Source organism: Mycobacterium sp. E3305, assembly GCF_001666785.1.
GTDB lineage: Bacteria > Actinomycetota > Actinomycetes > Mycobacteriales > Mycobacteriaceae > Mycobacterium.
The window spans coordinates 1-15,149 of the sequence record NZ_LZJA01000002.1 but is presented as its reverse complement, the minus strand read 5'-3'; the positions used below and the strand labels follow the sequence as shown (position 1 = coordinate 15,149).

Here is a 15,149-nt window from a genome sequence, read left to right as displayed (position 1 = left end):
ACGATATTTGTTCAGTCGTCCGATGGCGCCAAGTGCCAGTGAGGAGAGCTTCGACCGCGATGCCCGATCGACCAGCCTTACAAGCCGGTGACGGTCTGCCCACCCATGTGCACGGTGCCGCCGACCCTCGATTTGCCTGCGCAGTGAAAACCTTCGCCACGCTCTTTCCCGGCCCACGGTATGGCGGTGGCGCGCTGTCTGTGTACGTCGATGGCGAACCCGTCGTCGACGTGTGGACCGGCTGGTCCGATCGAGAGGGGCGGGTGCCGTGGTCGGCGGACACCGGCGCGATGGTCTTCTCCGCGGGTAAGGGCGTGGCCTCGACGGTCCTGCACCGGCTGGTCGACCGTGGGTTGCTGTCCTACGACGACCCCATCGCGCGTTACTGGCCCGAATTCGGCGCCAACGGCAAGTCCGCCATCACCGTGCGCGAGATGATGCGCCACACCACGGGCCTGTCGCGGCTCGGGACCATCAGCACCGAGCAGTTGCTCGATCACCGTTACATGGAAGAGCGGCTGGCGGCGGCGCGGGTGGACCGCCTCGCCGGCCGCGCGGCGTATCACGCGTTCACCTTCGGCTGGTTGGCATCCGGATTGGCCCGCGCGATCACCGGTAAGGGCATGCGAGAGTTGTTCCGCGCCGAGGTCGCTCAACCACTCGACATCGACGGTATCCACCTGGGGCGGCCGCCGGCCGACGCGCCCACGAAGGCCGCCCAAACGATGTTCCCGCAACGCTTCTCGGGCGGCCCGGTGCTCGGGCGGCTGGTTTCGCTGATGGCCAGCCTGCCGGTTCCGGGACCGCTCGGTGCGACCTATGTCCCCGGTATCACCTCGCTGGTGCAGGGCGACATGGGGCTGCTGGACAGCGAGATTCCCGCGGTGAACGCGGTAGTGACCGCGCGGGGGCTGGCCAAGATGTACGCAGCACTCACCAACGGCGGAAGAATCGATGGGCAGCGATTCCTCTCGGAGGAATTGGTCGCGTCGCTGACCGGCACCCGCAGCTTTCGGCCCGACCTCAACGTCTTCTTCCCGATGTCGTTTCACCTGGGCTACCACGGATCACCGGTGCCGGGCCTACTGCGGGGCTTTGGGCACGCCGGCCTCGGTGGAACCATCGGTTGGGCCGACCCGATCACCAAGAGCTCATTCGCCTTCGTGCACAATCGGCTGCTGACCCCGATGGTCGCCGACCAACTCCTCTTCGTACCGCTGCTGATACCGCTGCAGCGCGCCGTGACCGCCGCACACAGTCGCGGGTTCGTAGCCGTGCCGCGATTCGGAGCACGACACTCCGGCGAGGCGCGCAGCCGAGTTCCCGGCCGCTGACGCCACAACCCGGGGTTGTATCGTCAACAGGTCTCTATCCGCCGGCACGGGAAGCAGATGGACATCTCGCGCGCAGTCCCCCATGCGGAACTCGAGGCGCTGTCCCGCAGGTATGCGGCGGCGGTCGATCGCCGAGACCGCGAGGCGCTGCTCTCGGTGTTCACGCCCGACGCTTCCATGCTCGTCGAAAGACCGGGGCGCGAACCGGGAACGCTGACCGGCCACGGCGAGATCGAACGGGTAATCGACATCGTCGCCCGGTGGCCGCGGACGGCTCACCTCGTAGCCCAGGGCCTGTACGTCATCGAGGGGGGATCTGCGGTAGGCGAAATCTACTGCACCGCCAATCACTTTCGCGTTGACGAGGCGGACGGTCGCAACCACGTCATGCACATCCGCTACCTGGACGAGTATGTACTCGACGCCGAGGGGCGGTGGCGGATCGCACACCGCAGGGTTGTCGTCGATGCCACCGAAGACCGGCGCGCGTCGATCGAGGAACACAGTTGATGGCCTCGCTACAGCTGTCGATGGGGATTCCGTCGTTTTCGTCCGCGGCACCGTCGGACTGGGAACACCTCACGGAGTGGGCACAGCTGTTGGAGGGCGCTGGGTTCGACCGTCTGCTCGTGTCGGAGCACGTGGCGTTCGGTATGAACATGGACGCATACGCGAATCCACAAACGGGTGGAACGGTAGGCGGTCGCCAACCGACCGGACCCGACGGGCACTGGCTGGAACCGCTCACGACGCTGACCTATCTGGCGGCGCGGACGCGCCGGATCCGGCTGGGCACCAACATTCTGCTCGCGGCGCTGCGTCCGGCCGCGGTCCTCGCGAAAACCCTTGCAACGATGGATGTTCTGTCCGGCGGCCGCATCGATGTCGGGGTGGGTGTCGGCTGGCAGCGTGAGGAATACGACGCGGCCGGGGTGGACTTCGATCGACGCGGGGCGATCCTGGACCAGACGCTGGACGTCTGCCAGCGGTTGTGGCGGGAGAACGAGGTGAGCTACGAATCGGTCGATTTGAGTTTCGAGCGGATACACCAGATGCCCAAACCGGTTCAGCCAGGCGGGGTGCCGGTGTGGGTGAGCGGGACGGTGAACCGAGCGGTCGCTCGCCGGCTCGCTCGCTTCGGACAGGGCTGGATCCCGTGGGGCCCGGACGCGCGGGATGTCGCCGGCGGAATACGTCGAATGCGCGCCGCGGTCGAGCGCGCCGGGGGTGACCCGGACGGGTTCGGTGTTGCCGGGACGCTGCGCGTGCAGACGAGCCCCGATGGCGGGCTCGACCTCTCCGCGGTCGCCGCGGGGGCGGCCTCGCTGTCGAACGCAGGCGTGACCGACCTGCGGATGACGCACTGGCCCTTGCCCGGTGCGAACCGGGACCGCGACATTCCGGCCCTTGTCCAAGCGGTCCGTGACGCTGTAGGCGGCTAGGGCGCGCGGATCGACTCGAGTTGCGCGGCGAGCAGCATCCGGTCGAAGTAGCACCGTTCCAAAACCAGATCGGGCCCGCGGAAGCCGAAGAGGTTGACGCTCAACATGTCGAGTGGGGTGCCGGGTGCGGTCGTCCGGGTCTCCACGACCAGACCATTGTCCCCGTGGTAGATCGCCTCCGCGGCATATCGCAGCATCGGGAGATCCGCCCACTGCTGCGACAGCATCGCGCGGACCGCCTGGTCACCGTCGAAAACGGTTCCGGTAGGGATGATCTCGTAGCGCGGATGGGTGAAGGTGGCCATCGCCGCCTCCAGGTCCCGCGCATTCTCGGCGGCGACGTGCCGCAGCACGAGCTCTTCGCGGAACCGTCGCAGCGCGGAGTCGGGGCTCACTTCGGTTCGAAGACAGCGAGGTTGCGGCCGTCCTCGAGCGGCACCCACGCCAGCCTGACGCGGTCACCGACCGCGGGAGGGGGACCGAACACGTTCGACATCATGCGGACCCCTTCGTCCAGATCGACGAGCACCACCGAGTACGGCACCTTGTCGGCGAGGGCGGGAAGCGCGGCGCGGTGGTGCACGCTGACCGCATAAACGACCCCGTCACCGCTCAACTTCTCCCACACCAGCGATGGCCCGCCGCAGTGCGGGCAGACGAACCGCGGGTACCAGACGAGCCGGGCGCACGATTGGCATCGTTGGACCGTCAGCTCGCGACGCCGGGTCGCGTCCCAGAAGGGCGCGGACACCGGGCTGGGCTGCGGGACCGGCAGCGTATCGGTCACAGCGTGGCCTCCGTTCCCAGAATCACCGTCGAGGTGGCCGAGAGCACCCCGCCGGTGCCATGTGCGACAGCCGTTTTCGCGTCCGGGACCTGGCGTTCGCCGCACTCACCGCGCAACTGCCGCGCGGCCTCGACGAGCAGGAAGGCCCCGAACGCCCCGGGGTGGGTGTACGCGAGGCCGCCGCCGGACGTCTGAGCGGGCAACGTGCCGCCGGGCCCCAACGCGCCGTCCGCGACAAACGGACCGCCCTCGCCCTTGCCGCAGAAGCCCAAGTCTTCGAGCGCCAGCAACACCGTGATCGTGAACGAGTCGTACAGCTCGACTACGTCGATGTCGGCCGCGCGAAGGCCCGCGGCGCGGAAGGCGGCCGGCCCGGACAGCGCCCCCGGGGTGACGGTCAGGTCGGGCATCTGGGAGATCATGGCGTGCGAGGCCGCCGTCGCCGCCCCGAGGACGAATGCGGGCGGCTTGGCCAGGTCTCGCGCGCGCTCGGCGCTGGTGACCACCACCGCGGCGGCACCGTCGGTGACCAGGCAGCACTCCAGCTTGTGCAGCGGCTCGGCGAGGAAGCCCGAGTCCAGGACGTCCTGCACGCTGATCGCCTCGCGCAGGTGAGCTCGCTCGTTCAGCGCGGCCCAGCGCCTCGTGTCGACCGCGATCTGGGCCAGCTGTTCGGGCGTCGTCCCGTACACGGCCATGTGCCGGTTGGCCGCCAGGGCGTAGGCGCTGATCGGGAGCATCACCCCGAACGGTGTCTCCCATTCCAGCCGCTCGGGGGTGGCGAAAACTCCGAGACCCTTTTCGCCACGCTTGCGCGCGGCGCGCGGCGTCGACGCGTAGACGATCACCACCGTCTCCGCCTCGCCGGCCGCGATCGCCGCGGCGGCGTGCTCGACATACAACCCGTAGCTGGCGCCGCCGGTCTGCGTCGCGTCGGTGAAGCGTGGCGCTATCCCCAGGTACTCGGCCAGCTCCACCGAGTGCATGAGCGTTCCGCCGGTGCAGGTGCACAGCCCGTCGACGTCGCGCAGCGACAGGCCCGCGTCGGCCAGGGCGGCGGTGATCACGCGCGCCTCGAGCTCGCGCAGTGGAACATCGATCACCCCGCTCGCCGAAACCTCGTCTGCCACACCGGCAATGGCGGCCACACCACGTGTCGTCAACTTGCTGTCCCTTCGAAGAGTTCGCGCAGCGCGGGTTGGCTGACCTTGAGCGACGGCGTGCGGGGCAACTCCTCGACGATGATCAGGCGGGCCGGGACGTAGTAACGGCTCAATCGTTCACGCGCGTAGGCGAGCAGCTCGTCGGGCGTGGCGCGGGCGCCGTCGGTCAACTCGACCGCCGCGACCGGCACCTGGCCGAGCCGTTCATCGTGCAGGCCGGTGACCCCCGCGTCGCGGACAGCCGGATGATCACGGAGCACGCCGACGATCTCGCCCGGATTGACCTTGAACCCGCCGCGAATGATGACGTCGTCGGTGCGCCCGTCGATGAACACAAAGCCGTCGGCGTCGACCCGGCCGAGGTCGGTGGTGCGCACCCAGTCCCCGCCTTCGGTGCGGACCTCGATGCGGCCCTGCCCGCCGGGCGGCATCTCGATGTCATCCTCGACGGACGTGACGCGGATCTCCCGACCACGCTGGGGGCGCCCGACACTTCCCCGTTTGGCGGTCGCCCACTGCCGGTGCAAGGCCAGGTTCCAGCCGGCCACGCCGCCGGCGAATTCCGTTGCCCCGTAGGACGGCAGCACCGCGACGCCGTAGCGACATTCAAACCTGGTCTGCACGTCGACCGGCAAATGTGCGGTGCCGGAGGTCACCACCTCGACGCTTGAGAAGGCCTCCGGATCCACGCCCGCGTCGAGCACCATCACCATCGCCGACGGCACCAGGCTGACAGCCTTCGGTCGGTGCCGCAGTAGCAGATCCACAAATTCGGGAACGCGGAATCGCTCCAGGAGCGCGATCTTTCTTCCTTCGCAGATGTTGAGCAGAGTGCGGAACAGCCCGGACATATGCACCAGCGGCGAGGATACGATCGCGACGCCCGAACGCAGTCTCGGTTCTGAGTCGTGCCCGGCGCCAACACTGTAATGCGCGCTCGCCGCCGCGACGGTGTGCTCAAAGGAGCTGTAAGACAGCGGTATTCGCTTGGGCGGACCGGTCGTGCCGCTCGTCAGCATCTCGACTGCCACGCCGTCACCGGGCGGGCGGAACGGGCCCGGTCCGGACTGTTCCAGCCCCTCGACAACGGTCGCGCCGGCGGGGTCACTCGATACGCGAACACCCAGCGCCCCGGCGGCGGCGTCGACCACTCCTGTGCGCTCCCAGTCGATCGGTAAGGCCACCACCGCAGGCAACCGCAGCTCGCGGATGTCCGCGCAGAGCCCGGCGTCACCCTGGGACGGGTTGATCGTGACCACGCAGCCGCCGGTCAGCAGCACCCCGAGCACGGCGCCGACCATCGCGGGGTGATTGCGCAGCACCAGCCCCACGGGGGAGCCCTCACCCAACCCTGCAGCCCGCAGACAACTTTGGAGGCCCGCGGCGGTGTCCGACAATCCCTGCCAATCCACCCACCGGCCCTCATGCTCGATCGCGGGCGCCCGCGGGTCGATCGCGAGCACCGCGCGGATGCGGTCGGCGAGTTGCTGGTTCAAGCCGCGGCTGCCGCGAGCTCGGTCGCCGCGGGGATCACCTCTTGGGCGAACAACTTCATCGACTCGTACACCTTCGTGCGGTCCATGGCGCCGCCGCGCGACATGCGCAAAATGATGTTGCGCCAGCCCATGTCGATGACGGTACGCATCTTATCGACGATGCGGTCGGGGTCGCCCATCAGCGTCAGGTGCGAGTTCAACACCTGCTCGTAGCTCTGCTTGTCGTGTTTCTCGAACCAGTCCGAATACGCCTTGTAGTCGGCCGGTATTTCGCCGCCGCGCTCGAACGGGCTCGAATACTTCCGATGGGTCTGAATGGAGAGCTCGACGCTCTCGCGCGGGTAGCTGCGGGCGAACGCATCGTCGGCGTGACAGAAGGCGTTGAGCAGCGCCCACACGTTGCCGGTTGCGGCGTCAAGTCCCTTCTGGGACTGCACCTTCAGGTAGATGTCCAGCGCGCCCTGCAGATCCGGGTCCACCTGGTAGGGGTTTCCGATGATCGCCCCGAAACCCTTCTCGGCCAGCCACTCGAAGCTCGACGGCGTCTTCATCACCGTGCCCCAAACGGGGATCGGCTGCTGCACCGGCCGCGGGTAGATCGTGACGTCCTCGATTTGGAAGTACTTGCCGTGGAAGCTGACGTTCTCTTCGGTCAACAGGCGGCTGACGATTTCCACGCACTCCTGATATCGGCCCGTGGCCTCGTCCATCGAGATACCGAAGCCCTTGAACTCATGCGCCTGGTAGCCGCGCCCGAAGCCGGCGTCGAAGCGCCCGCCGGACAGGACGTCGACCAAGGCGATCCGTTCGGCCAGCTGAATGGGCTCGTGGAAGGGCGCCACCATGCACGCGGTGCCGATGCGGATGCGTTCGGTCTGCGCGGCGATGGCCGTCGCCACCTGTGGCAGGTCCGGGAGCATGCCGTAGGGGGAGAAGTGGTGTTCGGCCAGCCAGATCTCGTCGTAACCGAGTTCTTCCGCCCAGCGCGCTTCCTCCAACACGTTGGCCAGCACCTCGCGTTCGCTGAGGTGGTTGGGTTTGTCGCCGAGGATGAACACGCCGAACCTCATGTCGGTCCCTCCCGCTTTCCGCATCGGGTAAAAGTAGTTGCACTGACTGCCACAATAATGCACGATTGAACACATATCGTCAATCCGTCTAGTAGGAGGTGCCGTGGCTCTGCTCGACTCTGCGGTCGGAACCGCTTTGCCGCCGAACACCTTCCGCTGGAGCGAGACCGACGTGATCCTCTACGCGTTGGGGGTGGGCGCCCGCCCGCCGTCCGAGCTGAGACTGCTCAACGAGGCCTGCGGCCCGGATGTCCTGCCGACGTTCGCCCTGGTGGCCAACTGGTGGGCCGTCAAGGACCTGCGCGGTGTGCTTGACCTGGGTACGTATCCGATCGTTCACTCTGCGCAGTCGCTGGAACTGCATCGGCCGATCGGTGCCAGCGGGGAAATGTCGGTGCAAGCCGAGGTGTCGGCCGTATGGGACAAGGGCAAACACGCCGCGGTGGAATTGACCAGCCGCGGCGCCGACCCGGACGGGACCGTGTTCGTCGCCAAATCCCAAACCATGGTCCTCGGTGCGGGGGGATTCGGTGGCGACCGTGGGCCCGCTGCCGAACCGGACCCCGACGGGCCACCGGACGCTGTGTTCGACGACGTCGTCCGGCCCGAGCAGGCCGCCCTCTACCGGCTCTCGGGCGACCGCAACCAGCTGCACATCGACCCCGAGGCGGCCCGCAAGTACGGCTTCGACGACGTCTTCCTGCATGGCCTGTGCACGCTGGGATTCGCCGCCCGAGCGGTGATCGACCGGATCGCCGACGGTAACCCGCGGTCGCTGACATCCTTAAGCTGCCGATTCTCCAAGCAGGTGAAGCTCGACGCCCCGCTGCGGACGGAAATCTGGCGAACCGAAGATTCGGTGCGTTTCCGGACCCTGCAGGGTGACGCCGTCGCCCTGAGCTCCGGAACCGCCACGCTGGCAGGGGTATGAGCATGGACCAACGACGGGCCCGCGGGTTGCGCAACCGACAGGCACTCATCCACGCGGCGATCGAGCTGTTCGACACCCAGGGCTACGAGGGAACCACCGTCGACCAGATTTCGGCGGCGGCCGGAGTCGCGCCGCGCACGTTCTTCCATCACTTCGCCACCAAGGAAGACATCCTGTTCGACGGCTACGCCGAGCGGCTGCAGGAGGCGATCCGGCGTTTTCGTGCCGCGCGCTCCGACTCACTGTGGGACGCACTCGCCGAGACTTCGGTGGCGGTGGCGCAGGCGATCGTCGATCAGCCTGACATCTTTTTGGTGCGCGCGCGGATGTACCACGGCTTGCCGGCCTTGCGCGCGACGATGCTCCGGATCAACGAGGACTGGATCGACCAACTCACCACGGAGGTGGCGCGATGGCTGGGCAGCGAAACTCAGCCGGACTTGCGACCGCGCCTGGCCGCCACGCTGATCAACGCCGCCAACCGCGCCGCCATCGATTCGTGGGTCGCCGGCGGTGGCAGGGGTGACTTGTCGCAACTGATGGCCGAATCAGTGGAGTTGGTGCGCCCCTCGATCGTCGCGATCGAACGCACCGGCAAGGCCCCCGGGACCAGACGGGCGGGTGGGCAGCGTGTCGGGTGACTTCCACCCCCTCGCCGTCGTCACCGGGGGAGCGCGAGGCATCGGAGAATCGATTGTGGCCGCGCTGATTCGCGGCGGGCATCGGGTGGCCGCGATCGACGTGAACGCGAAAGCCATTGCCCGTGCCCAGGATTCGGATGATGCGAGATCCGGGTTGCTCGTCCCGATGAACGTATCGATCACCGACCGAGACGCGGTCGAGACCGCGCTGAGCGCATTGGCCGACCGGCACGGGCCCGTTCGAGCATTGGTCAACAACGCGGGCATGACGCTGCCCGGCACGTTCCTCGAGCAGACCGACGAGGACTGGGACAGCATCGTAGCCGTCAATCTCAAGGGCACCTTCGTGATGGCGCAGGTCGCCGCCCGGCAGATGGTCGCCCACGGCGGCGGGGCCATCGTGAACGTCAGCTCGGTGTCGGCACACGGCGTGCGCACCGGGCCGCCGGCCTATGCGGCAGCCAAGGCCGGTGTCGAAGGGCTGAGCCGGTTGATGGCCGTTCAGCTCGGTCTGCACGCCATCCGGGTCAACACCGTCGTGGTCGGCACCACCGCGACCCCGTGGTTGTTGTCGCGCAAGACCGAGGACGAGCTGGCGCAGATGCGCCGCACCACTTTGACCGGCGACATCGGTGAGCCGGACGACGTGGCGGGCGTGGTGGCATTTCTCTGTTCACCCGCGGCCAAACACGTCACCGGCCAGCTGATTTCGGTTTCGGGTGGGCAGTGGATGCCATGACGACGACCCGGAACGACAAGACAGATGTTGATGTAGTGTTTAGTGCTACGAATCGATGCCAGGGGATGTCGTGGAACTGAAGAGAATCCTGTTCGACGTCAGCGAGCAGGTCGCCACCATCACGATCAACCGACCGGAGCGGCTCAACGCCACCGACGACCTGACCCGCACCGAACTCGGCATCGCGTGGGCACGGGTGCGGGAGGACCCGAACATCCGGGTCGCCATCATCACCGGAGCCGGCGACCGGGCGTTCTCCGCGGGCCAGGACATCCGGGCAACGGCCGAGGGTGGCATCCGCAACAAGGTTCCCGGCTCGCGGCTGCACCACAACGTGTGGAAGCCGGTAATCTGCGCCCTCAACGGAATGGTCGTCGGCGGCGGCCTGCATCAGGTCGCCGATGCCGACCTCATCATCGCGGCCGAGCACGCCGAGCTGATCGACACGCATCTGGCCGTGGGCAACGTGTTCGCGCTCGAGCCCGCCGTGCTGCTGCGCAGAATGCCGCTGTCGATGGTGATGCAGCTCGGGCTGATGACCAAACAGGGCCGGATCAGCGCGCAGCGGGGCTACGAGATCGGCCTGATCAACGAGGTCGTGCCCGCGGACCGGCTGCAACAACGGGCGCGCGAAATCGCCCTGGACATCGCGAAACTCTCACCTGCGACGGTCCAGGCGTCGATCAAGGCGATGTGGAGCAGTCTCGATGTCGGGTTACGTGCGGCCAACGACGTCGCGTATCGCTATGTGCTGCAACACCAGCTGACCCACCCCGACTACCGGGAAGGGATGCTCGCGTTCGCGGAAAAGCGGGAACCGCGGTGGGTAGTGGAATGACGCGCGATGAGTGAGGCGGCACGGACTTTCGCCTACGAACCGATGCCGTACGCACCGGTCGTCCCGGCGATGCTGGTCGACCTGGTAGCCGCTTACGGAGACAACGACTTCGTCATTTCCACGGCGGGCGGGGGGACGATCGAGCGAATCACCTATGCGCAGGCCGCTGCTCGGTCCGCCGAGATGGCGCGACGGTTGCTCGCGGCGGGCGTCACCAAGGGCGTTCGGGTCGGAATCCTGGCGCCGAACGGACCCGATTTTGCGGTCGCCTTCCTGGCTGCCACCCGGATCGGCGCCGTGGCGGTGCCGATCAACACCTTCTTTCAGCCGCCGGAGTTGAGCTGGCTGCTGCGCGACGCCGACATCCACACCCTGCTGTCGGTCGACTCGCTGCTCGGCAAGGACATGCTCGCTCGTGTCGGAAGTGCTGCGGGCGAGTTACCGCCCCCGGGCGCGCCGCTCGGCCTCGAACGGCTGCCCCAGTTGCGCAACATCTTTGGGCTTGGCGACAGCGAGCGGACCTGGCCCAGTGCATGGCCGGAGCCGGCGCCCGAGACGTTTCTGCGTGCGTGCGAATCGACGGTCCGCCCGTCCGACGACCTGGTCGTCATCTACACATCGGGAAGCACCTCGGACCCCAAAGGCATCATCCACACGCACGGCACCGTGATTACGCACTCCCGCTTCGTCGCCACCCAGCACGAGTGGAAGCCCGACGACCGGGTCTACATCCCGATGGTGTTCTTCTGGGTCGCCGGGCTGGTCTTCGGTCTGCTCGGGCCGATGCAGACCGGCGCCACCATTCTCACCGAGCACAAGTTCGACGCCGGCGACGTGCTGCGCCTACTCGAAACCGAGCGCGCCACTTACGCAACGGGGTTCCCGCACGTCGGCCGGGCACTGGCGAATCATCCCGACTTCGCCTCCGCCGATCTGTCAAGTCTGCGCGGGGGATACCACCAGGTGCTGCTACCGCCGGAACTGCGCGCGGCCGATCCGTCACTGCTGGTGACGCAGTTGGGGATGACCGAAACGTGCAGTTCCCACACCTGGTGGCCACCACACGAACCGGTGCCCGAAAGCAAGCGCGGTTCACTCGGGGTTGCCGCACCCGGCTACCAGCACAAGGTCGTCGACGAGTGCGGTGCGGAGGTGCCCAACGGCACCATCGGGGAAATCTGCGTGCGGGGAGTCGCGATGATGCGCGGCATGATCGGACGGCAGCACAGCGATCTGTTCGACGCCGACGGCTGGTACCACACGAGAGACGCCGGATACCTGGACGACGAGGGTTTCCTGTTCTTCACCGGACGCACCGACGACATGATCAAATCCTCTGGCGCCAACGTCGCACCGGTGGAGGTCGAGGCGGTGATCGGCGGCGTCGACGGCGTGCGGATCGCCTATGTCGTCGGCGTTCCGGACGCGGACAAGGGTGCGCTCGTCTGCGCCGTGGTTGTGCTCAACCAGGGGCGGTGCGCCTCGCAGGATGAACTCGCGGCGGCATGCCGCAAGGAACTCGCCGCCTATAAGGTTCCGAAGCGGTGGGTGATTCTCCCCGACGCCGATCGGCTGCCGTACACCACCACGAACAAGATCGACAAGCCACGGTTGGTGCAACTTGTCACCTCGGGGGAGCTGGCATGACCGGGTTGGAGGCGCGGATCGCCCGCCTGGAGGCTATCGAGGAAATCCGTCAGCTGGCGGCACGGTACGCGGTGGCGTTGGACATGCGCGACTTCGACTCCCTGGCAAACCTTTTCGTCGACGACATCGGGGTGCCGGGCAAGCGCCGCGGCCGCGACGCGATGCGCCAATGGTACGACGCCGAGGTTCGTCCGACGCTGCTGGGCAGCGCGCACGGTGTCCTGGGCCATGTCATCGACGTCCACGACACCGACACCGCGAGCGGACTCGTCTACTCGCGTAACGACTTGGAAACCGAGGGCGCGTGGTTCATCGAGCTGCTGGCCTATCTGGACCGCTACGAAAGGCGGGACGGCCATTGGTATTTCGCGCGCCGCATCCCGCTGTTCTGGTACCGAAGCGACATCACCGACCCGCCGGTCGGTCCGCGGAAGGTGCGCTGGCCCGGCAGCCCGAACCAGGACGGCTCGTTCCACCATGCGTTCCCGTCGTGGGAGGCTTTCTGGGCCGCCGACCCCGGCCGCTTCGACGCGCCGGTCCCGGCCCCGGCCGCCGTCGGCGATTGGCTGCGCACCCTGCGCCAGGGCGCTGAAGCACCGCGGGTGAGCCCGACCGGTCGCGCGCCCGCGGAGTCGTGATGTCTGGTCGTGCAATGGGTTTCGGATTCACCGACGAGCAGAATGAGCTGCGCCGCGTCGTGCGCTCTTTTCTCGAAAGCAAGGCCGACGAGGCACGCGTGCGCGGCCACATGGAAAACCCGGTGGGCTACGACCCGTCGCTGTGGGCGCAAATGTCCGACGAGCTGGGCCTGGTGGGGCTCGCAATCCCGGAAGAATTCGGCGGTCAGGGGTACACGTTTGTCGAACTCGGCGTCGTGACCGAGGAATTGGGGCGCGCCCTGGCTCCATCGCCATACTTCGCGTCGGCGGTACTGGCGTCGAGCGCGCTGCTTGATTCGGGTGACTACGCGGCGCAACAACGATACCTGCCGGGCATCGCGTCCGGAGCGACCATCGCCAGCCTGGCCGTCACCGAGGAGTCGGGCCGCTGGGAAGCCGGTGCGATCCACACGCGGGCGCGAGAAACGGCACACGGCTGGGTGGTGGACGGAGCCAAAACCTATGTCCTCGATGGCTGCAGCGCCGATGTGCTGTTCGTGGCCGCCCAGGCCGACTCCGGATTGTCGTTGTTCGCCGTCGACCGGTTCGACAGCGTCGCCCGACGCGCGCTGTCCAGCCTTGACCAGACTCGAAAACAGGCCCGCATCGAATTCACCACAACGCCGGCCTCGCTCGTCGGTCATTTGGGCGGCGCGGAGGAACTGTTGCGGTCGACCCTCGCGCTTGGCTGCGCCGCGCTGGCCGCCGAACAGGTCGGCGGCGCGCAACGCTGCCTCGAGATGGCCGTCGCCTACGGCAAGGCCCGCAAACAGTTCGGCAAGCCCATCGGCTCATTCCAGGCCATCCGGCACAAGTGCGCCGATGTATTCCTCGATATCGAATGTGCCCGCGGGGCAGCCTATTACGCGGTGCGGGCCGCGGCCCAACGCTCGCCAGAACTGCCGGCGGTGGCGTCGCTGGCCAAGGCGTGCAGTTCGGAGGCGTATGCGCGGGCCGCTGCCGCCAATATCCAGATTCACGGTGGGATCGGATTCACCTGGGAGCATCCGGCCCATCTGTACTTCAAGCGGGCTCAATCGTCAGGGCACCTGCTGGGCGACGCGTCCTATCACCGGGGGCTCCTCGCCGACGAGATCGGGCTCTGAGGGGGTCAGAAGTCCGTGCCCCCGTCGATGTTGACGGCCGCGCCGGTCATGAAAGCTGCCCTGTCGCTGAGCAGGAAGGCGATCAGCTCGCCCGCTTCTTCGGGACGCCCGCCGCGGCGGAGGGCAACCCGCATGTTCCAGTCCGGGTTGCTCGCGAGGTGCGTATAGATCGCGTCCTCCAGCGCCACCCCGTACTCTGCCGCCCGCCGCGCGCGGATGAAGTCGTTGACCTCAGTGTCGAACAGCCCCGGGCATACGGTGTTGACCCTGATGCCCTCGGGGCCATGCGTTTTCGCCAGGATCTTTGACAAGGTCAACACCGCCGCCTTGAGCGCGTTGTACGGCGGAATCAGGATCTTCGGCGCCCGAACGGAATACGCGGCCGTCGTGACGATGGTTCCACCGCCATTGCGTTGCAGGTGCGGGATGACCGCGCGGCAGGAGCGCACGGTTCCCATCAAAATCAACTGGTAATACCAGTCCCACGACTCGTCGCCGTGTTCGAGGAACGGCCCCTGTTGATTCATCGGTCCCGCGGTGACGGCCAGTCCGCGCAGCGGCCCCAGGCTCGCCGCCGCCTCGTCGACAGCGCGATCCACCCCGTCGCCCGGGGCGGCCGCGTCGACGGCGATTCCGACCGCCCGCACTCCGTAGTCTGCGGTCAATTGCTCGGCCCGCGCTCGAGCACGCTCCCCGTTACGAGCCAGCAGCGCCACGTTGGCACCGTCGGCCGCGAGCTGCCGCGCGGCGGCGAACCCGATACCGGTCGTCCCGCCGACGAGAACGAAATTGCGTCCCCCCAGGCTAAGCTCCACGCGCTGCCCTCGTTTCTGGCGTCACCGCCGACGTCAGCCATACTAGACAGCAGTACGATGTGTGTCGCAATGACTACTATCCGGGCCCAGTTGAGTGACGAATTGGCCCATCAACGGAACACAACGCCGAAATTTGTCGCGTAGCATAGAGCGACATGTCGACGAAACCCGCCCCTGCCGATCTGGAATCGGACGGGGAATTCGATCGCCGAGACCAGATCCTCGAGGCGGCGAACGAATGCTTCACCCAGCTCGGCATCCAGCGCACCAGCGTGCAGGACGTCGCGCGAAAAGCCAACGTGTCGCGGGGCACGGTGTACCGGTACTTCGAAGACCGCAACGTGCTCATCCACGCCGCAATCGAATTCGGTGCGCAGCGGTTTTATCGTGAGGTCGCTTCCGCCATGTCCAAGAAGAACACGCTGGCTGAGCAGGTCGGCGCGATGGCGGAAACCCACGCCAGAATCCTGCTCGACCATCG

The 15,149-nt window shown here is 67.2% G+C and carries 17 protein-coding genes; 11 read left to right on the top strand and 6 right to left on the bottom strand.

The features are described 5' to 3' along the window. Positions 1-59: 59 nt before the first annotated feature. The 3 genes from A5701_RS00090 to A5701_RS00080 are packed head-to-tail and all read left to right on the top strand — an operon-like array spanning position 60 to position 2,776. Positions 60-1,334, top strand: coding sequence for a serine hydrolase domain-containing protein (locus tag A5701_RS00090; protein ID WP_067747156.1), 1,275 nt, complete (start codon positions 60-62; stop codon positions 1,332-1,334). Positions 1,335-1,391: 57 nt separating this feature from the next. Beyond that, positions 1,392-1,844: a nuclear transport factor 2 family protein gene (locus A5701_RS00085; RefSeq protein ID WP_067747154.1), complete on the top strand. Its 453-nt coding sequence runs from the start codon at positions 1,392-1,394 to the stop codon at positions 1,842-1,844. Continuing rightward, a complete protein-coding gene (locus A5701_RS00080; RefSeq protein WP_067747151.1) occupies positions 1,844-2,776 on the top strand; it encodes a TIGR03619 family F420-dependent LLM class oxidoreductase in 933 nt (310 codons plus the stop codon). Before A5701_RS00085 ends, A5701_RS00080 begins: the two co-directional genes overlap by 1 nt. Here the strand turns inward: A5701_RS00080 and A5701_RS00075 are convergent. Genes A5701_RS00075 through A5701_RS00055 form a run of 5 tightly spaced genes read right to left on the bottom strand, consistent with a single transcriptional unit; the run spans position 2,773 to position 7,316 of the window. Further along, a complete protein-coding gene (locus tag A5701_RS00075) occupies positions 2,773-3,171 on the bottom strand; it encodes a nuclear transport factor 2 family protein (protein ID WP_231972739.1) in 399 nt (132 codons plus the stop codon). The two genes, A5701_RS00080 and A5701_RS00075, sit on opposite strands and share 4 nt — an antisense overlap. Further along, entirely contained in the window at positions 3,168-3,563 is a 396-nt protein-coding gene (locus A5701_RS00070) for a Zn-ribbon domain-containing OB-fold protein (RefSeq protein ID WP_067747147.1), read from the bottom strand. The genes A5701_RS00075 and A5701_RS00070 overlap by 4 nt, the downstream gene beginning before the upstream one ends. Then, entirely contained in the window at positions 3,560-4,726 is a 1,167-nt protein-coding gene (locus A5701_RS00065; RefSeq protein WP_067747145.1) for an acetyl-CoA acetyltransferase, read from the bottom strand. Before A5701_RS00065 ends, A5701_RS00070 begins: the two co-directional genes overlap by 4 nt. Then, entirely contained in the window at positions 4,723-6,222 is a 1,500-nt protein-coding gene (locus tag A5701_RS00060) for a class I adenylate-forming enzyme family protein (RefSeq protein WP_231972738.1), read from the bottom strand. The genes A5701_RS00065 and A5701_RS00060 overlap by 4 nt, the downstream gene beginning before the upstream one ends. Next, positions 6,219-7,316 (bottom strand): LLM class flavin-dependent oxidoreductase, encoded by a 1,098-nt coding sequence (locus A5701_RS00055; RefSeq protein ID WP_231968867.1) that lies wholly within the window; start codon positions 7,314-7,316, stop codon positions 6,219-6,221. The genes A5701_RS00060 and A5701_RS00055 overlap by 4 nt, the downstream gene beginning before the upstream one ends. Before the next feature lie 79 nt (positions 7,317-7,395). Between A5701_RS00055 and A5701_RS00050 the strand changes: the two genes are divergently transcribed. The 7 genes from A5701_RS00050 (at position 7,396) to A5701_RS00020 (ending at position 13,853) form a co-directional block, all read left to right on the top strand. Further along, positions 7,396-8,223, top strand: coding sequence for a MaoC/PaaZ C-terminal domain-containing protein (locus A5701_RS00050; RefSeq protein WP_067747135.1), 828 nt, complete (start codon positions 7,396-7,398; stop codon positions 8,221-8,223). 2 nt (positions 8,224-8,225) lie between these two features. Beyond that, positions 8,226-8,864, top strand: a complete 639-nt coding sequence (locus A5701_RS00045) for a TetR/AcrR family transcriptional regulator (protein WP_067747133.1) — start codon at positions 8,226-8,228, stop codon at positions 8,862-8,864. After that, the gene (locus A5701_RS00040; protein WP_067747158.1) at positions 8,854-9,603 is read left to right on the top strand and encodes an SDR family NAD(P)-dependent oxidoreductase; all 750 of its coding nucleotides are present in this window, start codon (positions 8,854-8,856) and stop codon (positions 9,601-9,603) included. The genes A5701_RS00045 and A5701_RS00040 overlap by 11 nt, the downstream gene beginning before the upstream one ends. Positions 9,604-9,673: 70 nt before the next feature. After that, on the top strand, positions 9,674-10,441 hold the full coding sequence (locus A5701_RS00035; protein WP_081665400.1) for an enoyl-CoA hydratase-related protein: 768 nt from the start codon (positions 9,674-9,676) through the stop codon (positions 10,439-10,441). Between the two features lie 6 nt (positions 10,442-10,447). Beyond that, on the top strand, positions 10,448-12,088 hold the full coding sequence (locus A5701_RS00030) for a class I adenylate-forming enzyme family protein (RefSeq protein WP_067747126.1): 1,641 nt from the start codon (positions 10,448-10,450) through the stop codon (positions 12,086-12,088). Next, positions 12,085-12,726: a nuclear transport factor 2 family protein gene (locus A5701_RS00025; protein WP_067747124.1), complete on the top strand. Its 642-nt coding sequence runs from the start codon at positions 12,085-12,087 to the stop codon at positions 12,724-12,726. The genes A5701_RS00030 and A5701_RS00025 overlap by 4 nt, the downstream gene beginning before the upstream one ends. Next, on the top strand, positions 12,726-13,853 hold the full coding sequence (locus A5701_RS00020; protein ID WP_231968864.1) for an acyl-CoA dehydrogenase family protein: 1,128 nt from the start codon (positions 12,726-12,728) through the stop codon (positions 13,851-13,853). Before A5701_RS00025 ends, A5701_RS00020 begins: the two co-directional genes overlap by 1 nt. Before the next feature lie 5 nt (positions 13,854-13,858). Here the strand turns inward: A5701_RS00020 and A5701_RS00015 are convergent, their stop codons facing one another. After that, entirely contained in the window at positions 13,859-14,668 is an 810-nt protein-coding gene (locus tag A5701_RS00015; RefSeq protein WP_082969641.1) for an SDR family NAD(P)-dependent oxidoreductase, read from the bottom strand. A 155-nt stretch (positions 14,669-14,823) separates the two neighbouring features. On the opposite strand from A5701_RS00015, the gene A5701_RS00010 reads away from it, so the two are divergent. After that, positions 14,824-15,149, top strand: a 326-nt coding sequence (locus tag A5701_RS00010; protein ID WP_156669842.1) for a TetR/AcrR family transcriptional regulator, incomplete at its 3' end; no start/stop codon positions are given.